This is a genomic window from Vibrio sp. SCSIO 43136, from assembly GCF_023716565.1.
In the GTDB taxonomy this organism is placed as follows: Bacteria; Pseudomonadota; Gammaproteobacteria; order Enterobacterales; family Vibrionaceae; genus Vibrio.
Map to the genome: position 1 here is coordinate 388,151 of NZ_CP071848.1, position 20,102 is coordinate 408,252.

Consider the following 20,102-nt stretch of genomic DNA (forward strand, 5'->3'; position numbering starts at 1 on the left):
GCCGTAAGCCGTAAGCCGTAAGCCGTTTTCCTCTACCCCTTCCTCATTAACTTCTGTACTATCAACTCCAACTATTTCCCAAAAAACTAGTCTAGTATGACCCTAAAAATTGCGATTAATGGATTTGGACGCATCGGGCGCAATGTATTGCGTGCTATCTACGAGAGTGGCAGAAGCCAAGAAATTGAAGTGGTTGCAGTGAATGAGCTGGCAAAGCCTGAGGCAATGGCTCACCTGCTTCAATATGACTCTTCCCATGGGCGATTCTTTAAAAAGGTCAGCCATGATCAAGAACACCTTTATATCCATCACCCCAATGGCGAACAAGATTCTCTTCGTATTTTGCACCTCGCTGATATTGAAATGTTGCCTTGGGCAGATCTAGAAGTAGACATCGTTTTAGACTGTACTGGTGTGTTTGGAAGTCAGGCGGATGGTCAAAAACACTTAGAGGCTGGCGCTAAGAAGGTTCTCTTCTCACACCCTGGTGCAGCGGATTTAGATAACACCATTATCTATGGCGTAAACCACGATACGCTTAAAGCTGAGCATAAGGTGGTTTCGAATGGCTCGTGCACGACCAACTGTATCGTACCTATTATTAAAACCCTAGATGATGCCTTTACTATCGAGTCGGGTACGATCACTACGATCCACTCTTCGATGAACGATCAACAGGTGATCGATGCCTATCATAACGATCTCCGCCGTACCCGCGCCGCAAGTCAATCAATCATCCCAGTCGATACCAAACTGCATTTAGGAATCGGACGCATTTTCCCGAAATTTTCTGACAAATTCGAGGCAATTTCGGTGCGCGTGCCTACAGTTAATGTGACAGCAATGGATTTAAGTGTAACTTTAGCTACCAATGTGAAAGTTAATGACGTAAATCAAACCATAATTGAGGCTTCTAGGTGTACATTACATAACATTGTTGATTATACTGAGGCACCGCTTGTTTCCATCGATTTTAACCATGATCAACATAGTGCAATTGTTGACGGTAATCAGACCCGAGTAAGTAACGGGCGCTTGGTTAAAATGTTGGTGTGGTGTGACAACGAATGGGGCTTTGCCAACCGCATGCTGGATACAGCGTTGGTAATGCACTCACTTGCTTAGTAAGAGCGAAAAATGGACTTGGGAATATTTATTTTCTAACTTGAAATAAATTAGAAGCACCCCAAGTTAAAACAACAGTTGTAAGAATTATCAGGTTTGGCACGACGCCAGGCCTTTGCAAACTTTATATTTTAACATTTGAGAGGACAAAGAATGTCTGTAATCAAGATGATTGACCTGGACCTAGCAGGCAAACGTGTATTTATCCGTGCGGACCTAAACGTACCAGTAAAAGACGGCAAAGTGACGTCTGATGCACGTATCCTAGCTTCACTACCTACTATCAAGCACTGCCTAGAAGCTGGTGCTAAAGTAATGGTAACTTCTCACCTAGGTCGTCCTACGGAAGGTGAATACGCAGAAGAGTTCTCTCTAGCACCTGTTGTTAACTACCTAAACGACGCACTAGATTGCGAAGTTAAGCTAGCAAAAGATTACCTAGACGGTCTAGAGCTAAACGCTGGTGAGCTTGTTGTTCTTGAAAACGTTCGCTTCAACAAAGGCGAGAAAAAGAACGAAGAAGAGCTATCTAAAAAGTACGCAGCGCTATGTGACATCTTTGTAATGGATGCATTCGGTACGGCTCACCGTGCACAAGCATCAACTCACGGCGTTGGCATGAACGCACCAGTTGCGTGTGCAGGTCCTCTTCTAGCGGCTGAGCTTGAAGCACTAGGTAAAGCAATGGACAACCCAGAGCGTCCACTTGTTGCTATCGTAGGTGGTTCTAAAGTTTCTACTAAGCTAACAGTTCTAGAATCTCTATCTAAAGTTGCTGACCAACTTGTTGTTGGTGGCGGCATCGCAAACACATTCATCGCAGCTGATGGCCACAATGTAGGTAAGTCTCTATACGAAGCTGACCTAGTTGAAACAGCTCAGAAGCTAATGAAAGAGTGTTCTATCCCAGTAGCAACTGACGTAGCTTGTGCTAAAGCATTTGATGAGAACGCAGAAGCTGAAATCAAGCCAGTAACAGAAGTTCAAGACGACGACATGATCTTCGACCTAGGCCCTGATTCAACAGCGGCTCTTGCTGAAATCATCGGCAACGCTAAAACTATCCTATGGAACGGTCCTGTAGGCGTATTTGAGTTCAAGAACTTTGAAGCAGGTACAGCAGGCATCTCTAAAGCAATCGCTGAGTCTGCAGGTTTCTCTGTAGCTGGTGGTGGTGACACGCTAGCAGCTATCGATAAGTTCGGTATCAAGGCTGACGTATCTTACATCTCAACAGGTGGCGGTGCTTTCCTTGAGTTTGTTGAAGGTAAAGTTCTACCAGCAGTTGCGATGCTTGAAGAGCGCGCAAAATAATCTATCTAGAAAAGCGGGAAATGGTTTCCCGCTTTCTTGTTTGCTGAAGCACGCAGAATGCTGATAGAATGCGCCCTGCGATGTGAGCAAACGATTGCAATTTTTAATTAATACGACAGAAAATAGGACGAATTCCATGTCTAAGATCTTCGATTTCGTAAAACCAGGTGTTATCTCTGGTGACGACGTACAGAAAGTATTTGAAGTAGCAAAAGAAAACAAATTTGCTCTTCCAGCGGTTAACGTTGTAAACACTGACTCTGTAAACGCTGTACTGGAAGCAGCTTCTAAAGTTAAAGCTCCAGTAGTAGTTCAGTTCTCTAACGGTGGTGCTGCTTTCTTCGCTGGTAAAGGTCTGAAGCTAGAAGGTCAAGAAGCGCAAATCATGGGCGCAGTTGCAGGTGCGAAATACGTACACGCTGTAGCTGAAGCTTACGGTGTGCCAGTAATTCTTCACACTGACCACGCAGCTAAGAAACTACTTCCTTGGATCGACGGTCTACTAGACGCTGGCGAAAAATTCTTCGCTGAAACTGGTAAGCCTCTATTCTCTTCTCACATGATCGACCTTTCTGAAGAGTCTCTAGAAGAAAACATCGAAATCTCAGCTAAATACCTAGAGCGTATGGCTAAGATGGGTATGACTCTAGAAATCGAACTAGGTTGTACTGGTGGTGAAGAAGACGGCGTAGACAACACTGATATGGACCAGTCTGAGCTATACACTTCTCCTGAAGACGTAGCTTACGCTTACGAGATCCTAAACGCAGTTAGCCCTCGTTTCACTATCGCTGCATCTTTCGGTAACGTACACGGTGTATACAAGCCAGGTAACGTTGTTCTTACTCCAACTATCCTACGTGATTCTCAAGCACACTGTGCAGAGAAATTCGGTATCGCTGCGAACGCTCTAAACTTCGTATTCCACGGCGGTTCTGGTTCTTCTCAAGAAGAGATTGAAGAGTCAATCGGCTACGGTGTTATCAAAATGAACATCGATACTGATACTCAGTGGGCTACTTGGGATGGCGTTCGTGCATACGAAGCTGAAAACCGTGACTTCCTACAAGGTCAAATCGGTAACCCAACTGGTGATGACGCTCCAAACAAGAAATACTACGATCCACGCGTATGGCTACGTGCTGGTCAGTCTGGTATGGTTGCGCGTCTTGAGCAAGCATTTAAAGACCTTAACGCAATCGACGTACTATAATCTGTCGTAAGCGCTAAAGTTAATTAACCCACTCTTCGGAGTGGGTTTTTTTATATCTTTCTCAAATTTATCATCCAAATGCTTGGTTTTTTGCTCTAATATATAAATCGCATATGGTTCAGGTGTTTGTACTTCCCAGGGAAAGATACCAATCCAACTAATTATCTGATCAGCCTGGCTAGTCCATATTTCCTCTAGCCGCGTCAGAAATCGTATCCCTAGTCCCAGCTAGGCATAAGATTTCTTCCTTGCTAGAGAAAATCTGTCCGTCGCTATGCAAAATCACATAATTAGTCGTATTGGTATGAGAAGTAGGTTATTTTCCGCATCTGCTGCCAAGGTAGCAAAAACATAACTAAATGAAGTAGAGGATGCTGTTATGGCAAATGAAACATCGGTGGTGGACATCGAATTGGCGGAAAACGTCAATAAGCTCAACGAATGGATTACTGGCAATTCCGACCTGCTGATCCAGTACGGTGTGAATATCTTATCAGCGCTGCTGATCCTGTTTATCGGTAACATTGTTGTTAAAGCGGTAGCTGGCAGTGTGGCGAAAGTGCTGCATAAACGTAAAATGGATAAGGCGGTCGTTGAGTTTATTCACGGCATTGTCCGCTATACCTTGTTTGTAATTGTGCTGATAGCTGCACTTGGTCGAGTGGGTGTTCAAACTGCTTCTGTGGTAGCTGTAATTGGTGCGGCAGGTTTAGCGATTGGTTTAGCTCTGCAAGGCTCACTATCAAACTTTGCCGCTGGCGTATTGATCGTTGCGTTCCGTCCATTTAAATCTGGCGACTATGTTGAGATTGGCGGTGTTGCAGGTTCGGTAGATTCGATTCAAATTTTCCAAACGATTTTGACCACACCAGATAACAAAATGGTTGTTGTGCCGAACTCATCTGTGATTGGTAGCCCTATAACCAACTACTCGCGTCATAATACTCGCCGAATTGATCACGTGATTGGTGTGTCATACGGTGCAGATTTGAAGAAAACTAAAGACGTGATTCGCCGTGTATTAGAGGCGGATGAGCGTATTTTAAAATCTCCTGGTATCCAAATTGGTGTATCAGCATTGGCAGACTCATCAGTGAACTTCGTGGTTCGCCCATGGGTGAAAACTTCTGATTACTGGGACGTGTACTTTGATACGTTGCAAGCAATCAAAGAAGAGCTCGATAAAGAAGGTATTGAGATTCCATTCCCGCAAATGGATGTGCATTTGTCTAAGCCTGAGTAATCACGGTTAGAATCTAAAAAGCGTCGACCAGTGTCGACGCTTTTTTTTGTTAGTGCTCTAGCCAAAGTACTGTATTTGGTAGGGTGGCTAGCACTTTATGAAGATGCTCTGTTGCGAACCCTATGGTCTTATCTGGGTGGCCTGGCGTGTAGAGTAGCTCATTATGGCGGGCTTGAATAAGCTTGGTATCCACCACGATACATATCTCTTGTGGTAAACCAAATGGACAGACGGCTCCTGCAACACAACCAGTCACCTGTGACATTTCTTGATCATCACAAATAGAGACTCTTTTTCCTAGCAACGACTTGAGTGCTTTGGAATCAAGACGGCTGTCCTTATCGGTCAGGTAGAGTGCATAGCCCCCGCCTTTGATACGTAAAAAAAGGCTCTTGCTATGAGTTCCGTTCCAACCAAGCGATTTAGCCACTTTGACATCGGTTTCAAAGTCCAAAATTGGTTCGTGCTGCCAAAGCTGGTAGGGAACATCAATCTTATTGAACAGTGCCAGATTGAATTGGTAAATAGTCTCTAATGAATGACTCATAACATGTACTTGACCCATAGTCCTTTAGTGAGCACGAAGGCGATGATAAACATCATAGCTGCAACTGCAATGTCGATGCCACACTTTACGTTGGGCTTAGATAGAGTAGGGCCAAGTTTCGCCGCTCCAAATGACAAGCTATAGAACCAAACAAATGAAGCCATGATGGTACCAATTGCAAAAGCGATTCGGTCATTGCCTTCAAATTGGCCGCCGATTGAACCTAAGATCACCACAGTATCAAGGTATAGGTGTGGGTTAAGCACGGTGACCGCAAGCGCACCCAAAACCACAGCCCTTTTACCACGAGCAGTCATCTGTTTTTTCGACTCTTCGCTGGTCGGAGAGCGAAATGCACTTCTTAAGGATAAGAAACCGTAGACGGATAGGAAAGCAATGCCACCTAAAGTCACTGAAGTGAGTAGGGTTTCATTTTGAGATAGAACTGCACCGCCACCAAACACACCCAGCGAAATAAAAAATGCGTCAAGAAAGCTACAAACGGTTGCTGTGGTTAGGTGATGATTGCGTTTAATGCCTTGATTTAAAACGTACGCGTTTTGTGCGCCGATTGGAATGATCATGGTGGCGCCTAGACCAAAACCTTGTAATAAAACCCACAAGCTCATGGCGATTTCCTTAAAAATGTTTGAGGTTAAAAAGAGAGTGGGCTAAGACTATCTCAGTTCACGAAATAAATTAAACTAATAATTTTAATGCCACATAAGTTAAACTTATGTCGTTGTAATGGAGGCAAGGAGTAAAGATGAGAGGCTTAGATTACCGTTGGATTGAAGCACTTGATTTGGTGATCGAGCTGCGCGGTTTCGAGCGTGCGGCAGAAAAGTTATGTATTTCCCAATCGGCAGTCTCTCAGCGAGTAAAGCAACTGGAGAAGTGGTTGGCACAACCTGTTTTAGTGCGAGAGCAACCCCCAAGACCTACTCTGGCCGGACAGCAATTATTAGCACTCTATCGCCGAGTATGTTTGCTAGAACAAGAACTCTTGCCAGAGCTTAATCCGGATGATGAGCGTCCGTTATCGGTAAGCATAGCAACCAATGCTGATAGTCTCGCTACTTGGCTAATCCCAAGTGTGCAAAACTTGTTGATGCAAAAGCGTGTTGCGCTGAACTTGATCGTTGATGATGAAGGACGAACGATAGACAAACTTCGCAGCGGGGAGGTGGTAGGTGCTATCAGCCTAGAATCACAGCCGATGTCAGGATGTGATGCGGACTACTTAGGACGAGTTGATTATTTGTGTGTTGCCAGCCCAGAGTTTTACGAACATTACTTTCCAGAAGGCGTTACTCGCGAAGCTTTATTGAAGGCGCCAGCAGTGGCTTTTGACCAGCATGATGATATGCACGAGCGTTTTATTCACCAGCATTTCAATTTGCCCTACGGCAGTGTGCTGAAACATACGGTTCGCAGTTCGGAAGCTTTCGTCAAGTTAGCCCTGGCTGGGGTTGCTTACTGCCTGATCCCAAGGCAACAAATCGAGCAAGAGCTTGCCGATGGTGAGTTGATTAATATTACGCCTAATTTTTTACTGTCAGTGAGAATGTATTGGCATCACTGGCAGCTGGAAAGCGGGGTGCTAAAAGAGATCTCTCAGGCGATAATTAAGTATGCGAGGACTCACTTACCTCAGTAAAAGTTCTGTCAATTGTCAGCTTTGATACTGCTAGTTGCGCCAATACGTGTCTAAAATAGCCACATAAGATGTTGGAGTGACGAAATGAAGAATAAAACGATTATGGCTCTGTTGCTTGCTGCGGTCACAGCACTGCCAGTAGCGGCTGCAGATGTTGATTTTCCTCATCTATCAACGACCGGATATGGGGAAGTGGTTGCTGTGCCAGATATGGCCGTGATCCAAGTGCAAGTCGAAGAGACGATGTTAAGCGCTGAACAGGCAAAGCAAGAAGTAGATAAAGCGGTTGAGGCGTTCATTACTCGTCTCACTACAGAAGGTGTCGAGCGAGATGATATCGCTGCTGCAAACTTGTACCTTTCACCGCAATACCATTATCCGAAAGCGGGCAAAGCCGAGTTGGTCGGTTACCGAGCCACTCGCAGCGTAACGGTGACGGTGGATGACTTGCAAAACCTTAATCGATACCTTGAAGGGGCGTTAGGTGATGGGATCAATACTATCGATAGTATTGAGTTGCAGGTGAAAGATTCCGATAAGTATCAGCAATTGGCGCGAGATGCAGCCATCAAAGATGCGATGGATAAGGCTAAGTCACTAGCGAAAGGCTTTGAGATGTCACTGGATGGTGTTTGGCGTATTGAGTACCACAATGCTTTCCAGCGCCCAGTAAAGCGTGCCGCAAGAATGGCGGCGGAGTCGATGTCTGATAGCTATCAAGATACAGCGATCAAGATCCGTGACCAAGTAAACGTGACCTATAAAATAAAGTAGCGTTAAACCCAATCTAAAAGGGCAGCCAATTGGCTGCCCTTTGTTTTAATCGGTGCGTTACCAATTAGTGCAATAGTCGAGCACGGATTGTGCCTTCAATTTGTTTCAGTTTTGCTAATGCTTCTTCTGAGCGATCAGATTCCACGTCGATAACGACATAACCCATATCAGAGGTCGTTTGTAGGTATTGACCAGCGATGTTGATGCCTTCATCAGCAAAGATGGTGTTGATTTGAGTCAGAATACCAGGGCGGTTCTTGTGGATGTGCAGCAAGCGAGAAGTGTCTCTGTGCTCTGGTAGAGATACTTCTGGGAAGTTTACGCAAGAAAGTGTCGAACCATTATCTGAGTATTTGGCCAGTTTACCCGCAACTTCTACACCGATATTTTCCTGCGCTTCTTGCGTCGAGCCACCGATGTGCGGTGTCAGGATCACGTTGTCGTATTGCATCAGTGGTGTTTCGAATGGGTCAGCATTCGTTTTTGGTTCAACAGGGAAAACGTCGACGGCCGCCCCAGCAAGATGACCTGACTCAATCGCACCACATAGCGCAGGGATATCCACCACGGTACCACGCGCCGCATTGATGAATACCGAACCTGGTTTCATGCGAGCAAATTCCGCTTCACCCATGATGTTTTTAGTTTCTGGCGTTTCTGGTACGTGCAGCGTGATCACATCACACTTGTTGAGTAGCTCACTCATGGTATGAACTTGCGTTGCGTTACCTAGCGACAACTTGTTTTCGATATCGTAGAAGTAAACGCGCATGCCAAGGTTTTCTGCGATGATACCAAGCTGAGTACCGATATGACCGTAACCGATGATGCCTAAACGCTTACCACGTGCTTCGTACGAGTTGTCAGCACTTTTTTTCCAAATGCCACGGTGAGCAAGGGCGTTCTTCTCTGGAATGCCACGTAGCAAAAGCAAGATTTGACCCAAAACGAGCTCAGCAACACTACGAGTGTTTGAGAATGGGGCGTTAAATACTGGGATGCCTCGTGTTGCTGCAGCCTTTAGGTCTACTTGGTTAGTGCCGATACAGAAACAGCCAACAGCGACCAGCTTTTCTGCCGCAGCAAAGACTTCTTCAGTCAGGTTAGTACGAGAACGAATACCGACAAAGTGACAATCTTTAATTGCCTCTTTTAGCTCATCACCGGATAGCGACCCTTTGTGGTACTCAATGTTTGAGTAACCAGCAGCTTGAAGCACCTCAACAGAAGATGGGTGAAGTCCTTCCAGAAGGAGGATCTTAATTTTGTCTTTTTCCAGTGATACTTTGCTCATCGATTATTATCCTTAATAGTCTTTTCAGAAGGGCTAAATCCAACTCCACAGATCAAGCATTCCCGGTGTCCATAGCGGCTAAATAGGTCGAGTTGGTAAAACGCACTGCGGGAAGTTTGTGCGTTGCTCAATAAAGTAACAAAAAAATTCTGCTAGGGGTAAGAAAATTACGGAATATAGAATAATTTTTCATCTCTGGAATGAAAAAGCGGCGCTTGATAGCGCCGCTTGAAATCTAGTAACAATAACCTGAGTAAAACTTACTCTTCGATTTTTGCACCTTCAGGGGTGCCAGTGATAACTACGTCAGCACCACGTGCAGCAAATAGACCCACAGTGACAACACCAGCGATAGCGTTGATCTGCTTTTCCATCTCCTTAGGGTCAGTGATTTGCATGCCGTGAACATCTAGGATGATGTTGCCGTTGTCGGTCACACAGCCTTCACGGTACGCAGGGTCGCCACCAAGCTTCACTAGCTCACGTGCTACATAAGAGCGAGCCATTGGGATAACTTCAACGGGTAGCGGGAATTGACCCAGAACGTCAACGCCTTTGGTGCCATCAACGATACAGATGAATTTGTCTGCGATTGCAGCAACAATCTTTTCACGAGTCAGAGCAGCACCACCACCTTTGATCATGTCACGAGTCGGGTTGATCTCGTCTGCACCATCCACGTAAACATCAAGTTTTGCCACGTCGTTAGCATCAAATACTTCGATACCCAGCTCTTTTAGCTTTTCAGTTGAAGCGATAGAGCTTGAAACAGCACCTTTAATGTCGTCTTTAATAGAGCCCAGTGCGTCGATGAAGTGATTCACAGTAGAGCCAGTACCTACACCAACAATGCTATCTTTTTCTACATACTTAAGCGCGGCCCAACCAGCGGCTTTTTTCATTTCATCTTGCGTCATGTCTATCTCCTGAGGGTAAGTTGCGGCGCGATTATAGCTTGTTAGCAATCGATTTCCCAACCCCAGATTTTATTTGGGGTAAAAATTTTATCCAATGGAATATCCCAACTTTCACATGGCAGCTTTGCTACTTGTTGGCATTCATGGGCAAGGCCAATGGAACGGGTATTTGAGCGCAGCGTTGACCAACTGGCTAAGGTGCGATCGTAATAACCGCCACCCATGCCCATTCGGTTACCTTCGGCGTCAAAGGCGACCAAGGGAGTAAAGATAATATCGATTTGCGCTAATGGAATGATTTGGGTTGCATCCAGTTTAGGTTCCAAAATCTTATATCGATTTTCGACCATTACACTTTGTTTGCTATAGCGTAGAAACAGTAGCTCACCTTGAGAGAATGGGTGGATCACTGGAAGCACCACTTGATGGCCTTGCTGCCATAACCATTCAATAACAGGTTGAGTATCAATCTCTCCGTCGGCACTAAGATAGAGTGCTAGTGTTAGCTTTGGCGAGTCACTAATTTGGTGTTTTACTTGTTCGAGAAGCTTGGTTGCAGCGGCCTGTTGCTGCATAGGGCTAAGGGCTCGCCGCGCTTGGCGAATTTGTTGTCTAATAGACTGGCGTTCGAGTTGACTTAGCTGTGTCATAAGAGGGTACCCCAGAGTGCCGTTGAGGATTGTGGCCCTTGAACCAGCTGGTTCAAGGCGGATCAGCAAGGACAACCGTAGGCTTCTCGATGCGAGTCGAGCTTGCTCAATAGTCACCGAATACTAACCCTTGGGTATTGCTTATCGGCTCAGGGACTTAAATCCGCTGACGCACACTCCAGGGTAAAACTATTTTTGGTTTTGGCCCACATTCATCAATGCACTTTCAAGTGCTTGATCGAGCTTCTCCATACGCTCAGTGATTTGGTGATTTTGGCCATCCACTTGTTGCTTTGACGTGTGCAATTCATAACACACATTCAATGCGGCAAATGTCAGTAACTTCTCAACGTTAGACACCTGAGTTTTTTCAGACATAGATTTTAAACGAGCATCCAGATCAAGAGCAGCTTGGATCAAGGCATCTTCTTCACCTGCTGGGCAGTTTACCCGAGTGACTTTGCCTAAAATTTCTACTTCAACCGCTTGATTACTCATGAAATTCGCTCTTTTGTCCTTAACTTTCGGTCTAAAACGGTGTTTTTGTTACCGAGACAGAGACTATAGAAAATGCCGATCTAAGATTCAAGCATTAAACCCACGCTTTGCCAATTTGGTGCGCTAAGCTGACAGTTATTCGACAGTTTGCCCAATTGCTGCGCAGAATTGATTCCTCCCCACTGGGGTAAGTGGTAGCATAAAGTTATCTTTTCTTCATTGATGCAGTATTTAACATGAGCGATAACTCTCTTCCTCAATACGACCAAGTCGCTGAGCAACTAAAGCAAGCCCACTTAGCCGTCACACCAGCAGAAATGCATGGATTATTGGTAGGCATGCTAAGTGGTGGATTGAGCGTAGGTGACACCAGTTGGCAACCTTTGGTGTTTGACTACACCAATGATGGTATGTCTTGGCCCGTTGCGATGACGGACAGCGCTGAAGCGGTGTTAAAAACCAGTGCTAAAGAGCTTTCAGAGAATGATTTTGAACTAAGCATGTTACTGGCTCAAGAAGATGACCTTTTTGCATACGCAGACAGTGTTTGCGAGTGGGTGAATCACTTTATTTCGGGCCTTGGTTTGATTAATGCCAACCTGAATAAAGCACCGGAGGATGTCAAAGAGGCTTTAGCTGACCTTGAAGAAATTGCCAAGCTTGGCATTGACGAAGACGACGACATGCAAGAACAAGCGGTATTGATGGAGCAAGTGGTTGAACACGTCAAGGCGTGTGTATTGACCATCCATATTGAATTTGGCAGCAAACCTAAGCAAGAAAGCAAACCGACTATTCATTAACAGGAAGTTACTAACAGGAAAGAGATGAAGTCATACGATGTAGTGATTGCCGGTGGGGCAATGGCGGGCGCAACGCTGGCGATTGCACTTAATCAATCACGTCCTGAACTCTCAATCGCAGTAATCGAAGGCTTTGAGCCTGATCCTAACCAACATCCAGGTTTTGACTCCCGTGCGATAGCGCTCTCTTATGGCAGTGTCGAGCAGCTTAAACGACTCAAACTGTGGAGTGGAATTGCGCCTCAAGCAACCGCCATTGAGCGTATTCACGTTTCGGATCGTGGCCATTTAGGTATGGCTGAGCTCGACAGAAGTGAGATTGGGGCTAAGGCGCTTGGTTATGTGGTTGAACTTGCTAATGTGGGGCAGTTTTATCACCAGCAGCTTAAATCTCTGGCGCTTGATTATTATTGCCCTCAGCAGGTAGCCAAAGTGCAGCAGCACTCCAGCCACGTGGATATTGCGCTGACTGATGGTCAAGAGCTGCAAACCAAACTCTTGGTCGCCGCCGATGGTGTAGACTCTGTATGTTGTCAGCAAACAGGCCTCGGCTTAGAGCAACTCGATTTCGAACAAGTGGCGGTTATCGCCAATATTTGCACTGACACTGTACACAACCATCAAGCTTTTGAACGTTTTACCAATAGCGGCCCATTAGCATTATTGCCAATGAGCGATGGGCGTATGTCTTTAGTGTGGTGCCTAAGGCCTGACAAAGCCCAGCAAATTCTTGCGGCCAGTGATGACGAATTTCTCAATCAATTGCAACAGGCATTCGGCTGGCGACTCGGAAAGCTTACCCATGTCGGCGCTCGGGCTTCGTATCCATTGCTACTGAAACATCGCCCGCAAGTGACGGGGCACCGCATTGTGGCGGTAGGTAATGCTGCTCAAACCCTACACCCGATTGCAGGGCAAGGGTTTAATCTTGGTTTACGTGACGTGCTTTCATTGTGCGAAGTCTTGGAGCAAAGCGAAAACATTGGCGACTACGCAAGTTTGCAGGCCTATCGCCAACGTCGTGAGCAAGACCGCAATTACACCATGACAATGACCTCTGGATTGGTCAGTTTATTTTCTAATGATGCCTTGCCTCTTCGGGTAGGGCGAAATCTGGGGTTAATGATGCTAGATGATAGTCAGCTGCTGAAAATGCCCTTGATGCAACGTACGATGGGATTGGTAGATAGGTAAATGATGCAAAGTTTTGACGTAGTGATCGTTGGGGGGGGCATGGTAGGTTTGGCTGCTGCCGCCGCAATGGCCAAAGAAGATATGCGTATTGCGGTTATAGAGAAGCAGCGCCCATCGTCCAATTTTGACCCACTACCGGATGTGCGTGTGTCGGCGCTTAGCCGAGCGAGTGAGCAGATTTTGCGTAAGCTTGATGCTTGGCAGGGCATAGAGCAGCGCCGTTTTACCCCCTATTCAGGCATGCACGTATGGGAGCTCGACAGTTTTGCCCAGATTGATTTTGATGCCCAAAGCCTGTGTCAGCCTAATCTTGGTCATATCGTAGAGAATCGGGTGATCCAATTGTCGCTATGGGAGCAGGTGGAATCGCTGGCGAATGTCACCATATTTGAGAGTCAGCTCTGTCAGTCACTGAGTATTGGTGAAAGCGAAGCTTGGTTGATGCTCGACTCTGGGGTAGGCATTACTGCTAAACTGGTTGTCGGAGCAGATGGAGCCAACTCTTGGTTACGTCAGCAGGTAGATATCCCTCTGACGCATTGGGACTATGGGCATAGTGCGATTGTTGCCAATATTCGCTGTGACGTGCCTCATGAGAATGTTGCTCGTCAAGTATTCACTCCACAAGGCCCAATTGCTTTACTGCCATTAAATGAGCCAGATCTGTGCTCCTTAGTCTGGTCGATTGACCCAACTGAAGCTGAGCGACTCACTACCTTATCTGAAGCTGAGTTCAATAAGGCGCTGTATACCGAGTTTGACGGTAAGCTAGGTTTGCTCAGCGTCGAAGGTGACAGACAAGCGTTTCCACTTCGTATGCGTTATGCCCGAGATTTTGCGCTAGAGCGAGTGGCGCTTATTGGCGATGCTGCTCATACGATTCATCCGCTCGCAGGCCAAGGGGTTAACCTCGGTTTATTGGATGCGGCGGGACTTGCGCAGCATGTGATTGCGCTGTGGCAGTCCGGTCAGGATATTGGCAGTAAGCGCAATCTGCGTCCATTTGAACGTTGGCGCAAAGCGGAAGCAGCCAAGATGATTGCAGCAATGCAAGGATTTAAAGATCTGTTTGCTGGTGGGAACCCAATCAAGAAGTTGATTCGTGGTGTTGGCGTGACTTTGGTTGATAAATTACCTGGAGCTAAGCAGCAAATTATGATGCGTGCGCTTGGATTAGAGGGAAGCCTTCCAAATCTCGCTAAACGATAGGCAATAAAAATGGGGCAGATAATATCTGCCCCATTTTTTTAATTCGTTAATGCTATCAGGTGTTTTATGCTGCTAAGGCGCACCTCAAACGTACGACGGCTTGGTTGACCTCTTTGACGGTCTTGTAGTGACGCTGCTCGGCCTTCTCTGGCATGATTAGCTTGCCGTTATCAAATTCAAATTTTCCTACTCCGTAGATATAGATTCTACCCTTAAATAGCCTACTGACGTGCTTGGCGATCATGTTAGGTGCGTAGCGCTTAAACAGTCTCATACCTTAAATCCTTTTTGTTATAGCACGGGAGATTATAGAAGATCCCCCATGACATTAATGTGACTGGATCGGGTTAAAGTACAGTGATTACCTTAAATCTTGGCGTTTTGTGCTGCCTATTACATTCCATTGAGATAAATCGCTATTCAATGTGACTCTCGCCACAATTACCAACTGCCAAAGTTCAGTAAATAATCATAGTGAAATATTGCTTAATTAGCTCTCAATATAAGAGTAGACCAATCTAGAAGGGAAAAAGTTTCATCGTAACAAAAATGCAAAAAAAAATGCCCGCTCAACGGCGGGCCAATAGTCACAGATGTATTACACACAAAAAGTGGATTCATCATATTCCGCCAGCAGTAACCATTATGGAACGTGTGGTCGATAGCGGAATACATAACCACAGTACATTAATTTTTGCTAAATGACTAACTATTCATAATGAATAAATAAAAATGTAATTCAATCTGTTGAGGTTTGTGAGTTAGATCGTTTTTTGTACAATTTGTGTGTAACTCGTAGAACGATAGATGTGATCTAGATCTGCTTGTTGGGCGGTGTGTGAATGATTATTCGCTCAATCTCGACAGATGTCAGCAATAGTAGGTTGGCATAAGTTGATAAGATCTTGGCAGTTTAGTGCGATACCCGCCATGTTGCTGCCGCTACTGATAGTGACTTCAGTTTCCGCAAGCAAACTCGGGTCAAAAAAGATAGGCATTGGGGTTTTAAGCGCCAGCGGCGTGACACAGCCGAGCTGATAGCCAGTTATCTCAACCAACTCCTGAGCTGTTAAGCAGGTCATGCGGCGACTGTTAAGGAGCGCTCTGACTTTTTTAGGGTCGGCTTGACGATTCCCAGGAACGCAAGCAAGTGCATAATTATTGTCCATGTCGCGAAGGCCAATCGATTTGACCATTTGACAAGTTCGTATGCCTCTTTGCTCGGCTGTCTCTTCAATGCTCTTGGTCGGAGTGCGATGGGGTAGCACTCGATGTGCGACCCCATGTTGTTGCAGGAACTCAACCAGCGGATAGGTTGAATTATTCATCTTCTAGTGAGTAGGGCAGCGGCTCAATTGCCCAAATTTGATCAGGTTGCTCCGCTAGTCTCAATTGCGTTTCAGGCTCAATATCGTTGGGCAAAATAATCAAGCCACAGGCTTTTTGATCGGAAAATGCAAACTGTGCCATCAAATCACCCGCTGAACGCCAATTGTCGCCGACTGCTCGTTCTAAGGTTGCTTGCTCAGGCATTTGATCATTAAAGCTACCTGATACTCGGAACATAGCTCGCTTATTCATGCCTCGGTATTTTGCTCGTGCCACCATTTCTTGGCCAGTGTAGCAGCCTTTGCTAAAACTTATGCCACCGATCGCTTGTAAGTTAAACGCTTGCGGGATGTGCTGTGTTTGCAGGCTTTCTTCACAGCGAGGACGACCCGTTTGAATATCAAGTAGGTCCCATAGCTTGTCATCACTAAGCTCAGGCGCATCTTGCATCAGAGCATTTGCACTTGTTTCAGAAGCGGCAGCCACTAACCAACGCTGATCGGCAATCTTGACTGCCGTGCCAGCTTCGCTGTGCGATACATCAACAGAAGTATCAAACCATTGGTTAAGCCACTGTGCACCTTGTTCGCCAAATACGCCAAGTAAGGTTTGCTCACTGGTCTCGATCTCGACTTTAGAAAAAACGGCATACTTTTTCAGTTCACGCAGAGCAACCTCTGTTGCGCTCTGGCGCTGCACAAGTGCATAACCCTGCTGATGATGAAACAGCTGAAACACGTTCCATACTTTGCCTTTGGCATCACAGTGCGCCCCAAATGTTGTTTGGTCGTTATTGAGAGCAACCACATCACAAGTTACTTGACCCTGAAGGTAAGACTTTCGGTCATCACCATTCACTGTGATGAGTGACCAGTTATCGAGTACGCTGACCGAGAGAGTAGGAAGTGGGGCATTGGCCGCCAATGGGAGTGAAACAGTGGGTTGCATTATCAAATAACCTCATTCAATTCGAACGCAAAGTATGTTAAACCTTGGTGAAGGCTTTGTCAGCTCTTTGCTGACAAGGCGAAACATCTGTGATGTGATTAATAGCAGCAAGCAAAGCAGATTGCTACACTGCCTACCAGTCTTAATAGGGAATTAGAGGTACTTGAATGTATTCAGTAGAAGAAAAAGCGCGCATTAAGTGGGCTTGCCGTCGCGGTATGCTGGAGTTAGATGTGGTGATCATGCCATTTTTTGAAGAGTGCTTCGGTTCATTAAGTGAACAGGAACAGCAAGATTTCGTTTCGTTGTTAGAATGTGATGACCCGGATCTATTTTCATGGGTGATGGGGCATGGGCGTAGCGAAAATCTAAGTCACGCTAAAATGGTCGATAAAGTTGTCGCCCATAACCTCAGCAAGGTGCGTTAAGCTCCAACTTCAGTCTTCTAAAAGCGCCTGTATCGTCAACGCTGGTATTCAAGTGTTGATGGTATGGGCGCTTAGTGTTTCTTGGCTACCATTAGTAATAACTTTGTTACTGTTATGCCACTTTTATCATGGTTACCCACCAACTAGGTATGCCAGTAGCCCTCGTTGGTTTGAATATTATTCCGGCGGATTGTACCAAGTGGACAAAAAGCGCTTTCGACTTAAATTGGCTATGCTGGTTTTCTCACCTTGGTTGGTGGCGCTTAAAAGTGACTGTGGTGATGTTGTGGTTATTTGGCGAGACAGCTGCTCGTCATCTCAGTATCGGCGGCTGCTTTATCTGATTCGATGGGAATAAAAAAGAGCGCCAGAGCGCTCTTTTTTAACGAGATTATTGTTTAGGTGTCAGGATAGTCGGGCCACTTTCCTTTGCCAGCTCAGGATAATCTAAGGTGTAGTGAAGGCCGCGGCTCTCTTTGCGCTGCATAGCACAACGCACCATGAGCTCAGCAACTTGTAATAGGTTGCGCAGCTCTAGTAAGTTGTTGGAAACTCGGAAGTTGCTGTAGTACTCGTGCGTTTCTTGCTGCAACATTTCGATGCGGCGTAGCGCACGCTCTAGACGTTTGTCTGTGCGCACAATGCCCATGTAATCCCACATAAATAGGCGCAATTCGTGCCAGTTGTGCTGAATCACCACCTCTTCGTCGGAGTTACACACTTGGCTTTCATCCCATGCTGGTAGCGCTGGTGGCAACTCTGCATTTTCAATATGTTTGATGATGTCTTTCGCTGCCGCTCTTGCGTACACCACACATTCCAACAATGAGTTCGAGGCCATCCGATTAGCGCCATGCAATCCGGTGTAGCTCACTTCACCAATCGCATACAGATTATCAAGGTCAGTGCTGCCTTGTTTATCGACCATCACCCCACCACAGGTGTAATGCGCTGCTGGCACAATAGGGATTGGCTCTTTGGTCATATCGATGCCAAGGTCTTGCAATCGCATGTGAATGGTCGGGAAATGCTTAACGATGAAATCAGCAGGCTTGTGGCTGATGTCTAGGTACATGCAGTCGGCACCCAAGCGCTTCATCTCATAATCGATTGCGCGGGCAACGATGTCGCGAGGTGCAAGTTCAGCAAGCTCGTGTAATTCGGGCATAAAGCGACTGCCATCTGGGCGTCTTAGGTACGCACCTTCACCGCGTAAGGCTTCGGTAAGAAGGAAGTTTCGAGCTTCTGGGTGGAACAAACAGGTTGGATGAAACTGGTTAAATTCCATATTGGCAACGCGGCAACCAGCGCGCCATGCCATCGCAATACCGTCGCCTGAGGAAACATCAGGATTCGAGGTATATTGATAAACTTTTGATGCGCCACCCGTTGCAAGCACCACAAACTTAGCTCGAACCGTTTCTACGTGTTCTTTGTTGCGGTTCCAGATATAGGCACCGACCACTTTATTAGCGTCACCACCGACTTTATCTTCTGTGATCAGGTCCAGCGCATTATGGCGCTCGAATATCTCTATATTTGGGTGCGCATTGACGTTGTCTTGCAATGATGTCTGCATCGCCATACCAGTGGCATCTGCAGCGTGCAGAATGCGGCGATGGCTGTGTCCACCCTCACGAGTTAGGTGGTAGCGTGGACTTTCATCGTCATCATCGTCCTCACGATCGAAATCTACTCCGCCGTCAATCAACCACTGAACGCAGCGTTTGCCATTTTTCGCAATAAACTCAACCGTATCTTCTTCACAAAGACCAGCACCTGCCACTAAGGTGTCTTGTACATGGGACTCGATACTGTCTTGTTCATCGAAAACTGCGGCAATACCGCCTTGAGCGTAGTAAGTTGCGCCTTCACTGCGCGGACCTTTACTCAGGACAATCACTTTTCCGTAGGGTGCGACACGTAGTGCAAGTGATAAACCTGCTGCACCACTACCTACCACTAACACATCACATTGATGTTCACGGTTCGTGTTCATATTTGTTTAAACATCCTAATTTAGTCTTGAGCCTGCTATATACTGCCCCCATGTATCTATTATATGTGGGCGTCGATTTGAGCATTGCTCAGTACGGTTAGCTTCTTGCTAACAAAAATTCGGCGCGTGTCATCGTGGAAAACTGAGAATTTTCACCTCAGTACTGACCTTCTTTTAGCGCCTTTTAAACTGCTATCTCTGTAGGTTACATCACATTGCTAGAGATCTTTGCGAAAAATATTTCAATCTACTGAACTTTTTTTCGGCCTATGGGTCACAATAGTGCTCATGTAAGCGGTGGTGTCAATACTACATTTGGCAAATTTAGTTTCATCCCTGTGATAGGCGAAGGCAATAACAATAGGAGTAAACGCTCGAATGGGCGAGCAGTTAACCGATCAAGTATTGATTGAGCGTGTACAGCGAGGAGACAAGCAAGCATTCAACCTTTTGGTGGTTAAGTACCAAAACAAAGTTTGCAATCTTATTTCTCGATATGTGAGCAACCAAGCTGATGTACCGGACGTCGCACAAGAAGCCTTTATTAAAGCTTACCGAGCGATCCCGAACTTTCGTGGAGAAAGTGCATTTTATACTTGGCTGTATCGAATCGCAGTTAATACGGCAAAAAACCATATCGTAGCGCAAGGCCGTCGCCCACCAGCCACGGATCTTGATGCTGAAGAAGCAGAAAATTACGAATCGGGTAGTGCGTTAAAAGAAATTTCGAACCCTGAGAACTTAACGTTGTCCAAGGAATTGAAACACGTTGTGTTTGAAGCGATAGAAGCACTGCCAGAGGATTTAAAAACGGCAATGACTCTACGAGAACTTGATGGTCTAAGCTATGAAGAGATCGCGGAGGTAATGGATTGCCCAGTTGGTACGGTACGTTCTCGAATTTTCCGTGCTCGAGAAGCGGTTGAGAAAAAAATCAAACCACTACTTGAGCGCTAA

21 protein-coding genes and 1 other RNA gene are annotated in these 20,102 nt (G+C 46.0%); 11 read left to right on the plus strand and 11 right to left on the minus strand.

The window, feature by feature from the left end; genetic code table 11:
• Positions 1-96: 96 nt before the first annotated feature.
• The 4 genes from epd (at position 97) to mscS (ending at position 4,895) form a co-directional block, all read left to right on the plus strand.
• Entirely contained in the window at positions 97-1,125 is a 1,029-nt protein-coding gene (gene epd, locus J4N39_RS01995) for an erythrose-4-phosphate dehydrogenase (RefSeq protein ID WP_252021451.1), read from the plus strand.
• Between the two features lie 153 nt (positions 1,126-1,278).
• Positions 1,279-2,439, plus strand: a complete 1,161-nt coding sequence (locus J4N39_RS02000; protein ID WP_252021453.1) for a phosphoglycerate kinase — start codon at positions 1,279-1,281, stop codon at positions 2,437-2,439.
• 136 nt (positions 2,440-2,575) lie between these two features.
• The gene (fbaA, locus tag J4N39_RS02005; RefSeq protein ID WP_252021455.1) at positions 2,576-3,652 is read left to right on the plus strand and encodes a class II fructose-bisphosphate aldolase; all 1,077 of its coding nucleotides are present in this window, start codon (positions 2,576-2,578) and stop codon (positions 3,650-3,652) included.
• Positions 3,653-4,031: 379 nt separating this feature from the next.
• On the plus strand, positions 4,032-4,895 hold the full coding sequence (gene mscS, locus J4N39_RS02010) for a small-conductance mechanosensitive channel MscS (RefSeq protein WP_252021457.1): 864 nt from the start codon (positions 4,032-4,034) through the stop codon (positions 4,893-4,895).
• A 49-nt stretch (positions 4,896-4,944) separates the two neighbouring features.
• Here mscS and J4N39_RS02015 read toward each other — a convergent pair whose 3' ends face one another.
• Together J4N39_RS02015 and J4N39_RS02020 are read right to left on the minus strand one after the other, a co-directional pair.
• Complete coding sequence (locus J4N39_RS02015; protein WP_252021458.1) at positions 4,945-5,442, minus strand: YbaK/EbsC family protein; 498 nt, start codon at positions 5,440-5,442, stop codon at positions 4,945-4,947.
• A complete protein-coding gene (locus J4N39_RS02020; RefSeq protein WP_252021460.1) occupies positions 5,439-6,071 on the minus strand; it encodes a LysE/ArgO family amino acid transporter in 633 nt (210 codons plus the stop codon). The genes J4N39_RS02015 and J4N39_RS02020 overlap by 4 nt, the downstream gene beginning before the upstream one ends.
• 137 nt (positions 6,072-6,208) lie before the next feature.
• On the opposite strand from J4N39_RS02020, the gene J4N39_RS02025 reads away from it, so the two are divergent.
• Together J4N39_RS02025 and J4N39_RS02030 are read left to right on the plus strand one after the other, a co-directional pair.
• Positions 6,209-7,102 carry a LysR family transcriptional regulator ArgP gene (locus J4N39_RS02025; protein WP_252021462.1) on the plus strand — a complete coding sequence of 298 codons (894 nt, stop codon included), beginning with the start codon at positions 6,209-6,211 and terminating at the stop codon, positions 7,100-7,102.
• 84 nt (positions 7,103-7,186) lie between these two features.
• Positions 7,187-7,876, plus strand: coding sequence for an oxidative stress defense protein (locus J4N39_RS02030; protein ID WP_252021464.1), 690 nt, complete (start codon positions 7,187-7,189; stop codon positions 7,874-7,876).
• A gap of 64 nt (positions 7,877-7,940) precedes the next feature.
• On the opposite strand, the gene serA is transcribed toward J4N39_RS02030, so the two are convergent.
• The 5 genes from serA to J4N39_RS02055 form a co-directional block, all read right to left on the minus strand.
• The gene (gene serA, locus J4N39_RS02035; RefSeq protein ID WP_252021465.1) at positions 7,941-9,170 is read right to left on the minus strand and encodes a phosphoglycerate dehydrogenase; all 1,230 of its coding nucleotides are present in this window, start codon (positions 9,168-9,170) and stop codon (positions 7,941-7,943) included.
• 260 nt (positions 9,171-9,430) lie between these two features.
• Positions 9,431-10,087, minus strand: coding sequence for a ribose-5-phosphate isomerase RpiA (gene rpiA, locus J4N39_RS02040; protein WP_252021466.1), 657 nt, complete (start codon positions 10,085-10,087; stop codon positions 9,431-9,433).
• Positions 10,088-10,128: 41 nt separating this feature from the next.
• Entirely contained in the window at positions 10,129-10,737 is a 609-nt protein-coding gene (locus tag J4N39_RS02045) for a 5-formyltetrahydrofolate cyclo-ligase (RefSeq protein ID WP_252021467.1), read from the minus strand.
• Between the two features lie 4 nt (positions 10,738-10,741).
• A non-coding RNA gene (gene ssrS, locus J4N39_RS02050) (6S RNA) lies at positions 10,742-10,925 on the minus strand.
• Between the two features lies 1 nt (position 10,926).
• Complete coding sequence (locus tag J4N39_RS02055) at positions 10,927-11,235, minus strand: cell division protein ZapA (protein ID WP_252021468.1); 309 nt, start codon at positions 11,233-11,235, stop codon at positions 10,927-10,929.
• A 236-nt stretch (positions 11,236-11,471) separates the two neighbouring features.
• Between J4N39_RS02055 and J4N39_RS02060 the strand changes: the two genes are divergently transcribed.
• Genes J4N39_RS02060 through J4N39_RS02070 form a run of 3 tightly spaced genes read left to right on the plus strand, consistent with a single transcriptional unit; the run spans position 11,472 to position 14,441 of the window.
• On the plus strand, positions 11,472-12,038 hold the full coding sequence (locus J4N39_RS02060; protein ID WP_252021469.1) for a YecA/YgfB family protein: 567 nt from the start codon (positions 11,472-11,474) through the stop codon (positions 12,036-12,038).
• A 24-nt stretch (positions 12,039-12,062) separates the two neighbouring features.
• Positions 12,063-13,232, plus strand: a complete 1,170-nt coding sequence (gene ubiH, locus J4N39_RS02065) for a 2-octaprenyl-6-methoxyphenyl hydroxylase (protein WP_252021470.1) — start codon at positions 12,063-12,065, stop codon at positions 13,230-13,232.
• Positions 13,233-14,441, plus strand: coding sequence for an FAD-dependent 2-octaprenylphenol hydroxylase (locus tag J4N39_RS02070; protein ID WP_252021471.1), 1,209 nt, complete (start codon positions 13,233-13,235; stop codon positions 14,439-14,441).
• A gap of 64 nt (positions 14,442-14,505) precedes the next feature.
• Here the strand turns inward: J4N39_RS02070 and J4N39_RS02075 are convergent, their stop codons facing one another.
• The 3 genes from J4N39_RS02075 to ygfZ all read right to left on the minus strand — a co-directional run bounded on the left by J4N39_RS02075 (position 14,506) and on the right by ygfZ (position 16,718).
• Positions 14,506-14,715: a DUF1107 domain-containing protein gene (locus tag J4N39_RS02075; protein WP_252021472.1), complete on the minus strand. Its 210-nt coding sequence runs from the start codon at positions 14,713-14,715 to the stop codon at positions 14,506-14,508.
• A gap of 580 nt (positions 14,716-15,295) precedes the next feature.
• Entirely contained in the window at positions 15,296-15,769 is a 474-nt protein-coding gene (locus tag J4N39_RS02080) for an aminoacyl-tRNA deacylase (RefSeq protein WP_252021474.1), read from the minus strand.
• Positions 15,762-16,718 carry a tRNA-modifying protein YgfZ gene (gene ygfZ / locus J4N39_RS02085; protein ID WP_252021476.1) on the minus strand — a complete coding sequence of 319 codons (957 nt, stop codon included), beginning with the start codon at positions 16,716-16,718 and terminating at the stop codon, positions 15,762-15,764. Before ygfZ ends, J4N39_RS02080 begins: the two co-directional genes overlap by 8 nt.
• A gap of 167 nt (positions 16,719-16,885) precedes the next feature.
• Between ygfZ and J4N39_RS02090 the strand changes: the two genes are divergently transcribed.
• Positions 16,886-17,146, plus strand: coding sequence for an FAD assembly factor SdhE (locus tag J4N39_RS02090; protein ID WP_252021477.1), 261 nt, complete (start codon positions 16,886-16,888; stop codon positions 17,144-17,146).
• Positions 17,147-17,537: 391 nt separating this feature from the next.
• Here the strand turns inward: J4N39_RS02090 and nadB are convergent, their stop codons facing one another.
• On the minus strand, positions 17,538-19,145 hold the full coding sequence (nadB, locus tag J4N39_RS02095) for an L-aspartate oxidase (RefSeq protein WP_252021479.1): 1,608 nt from the start codon (positions 19,143-19,145) through the stop codon (positions 17,538-17,540).
• A gap of 378 nt (positions 19,146-19,523) precedes the next feature.
• Between nadB and rpoE the strand changes: the two genes are divergently transcribed.
• Entirely contained in the window at positions 19,524-20,102 is a 579-nt protein-coding gene (rpoE, locus tag J4N39_RS02100) for an RNA polymerase sigma factor RpoE (protein WP_252021481.1), read from the plus strand.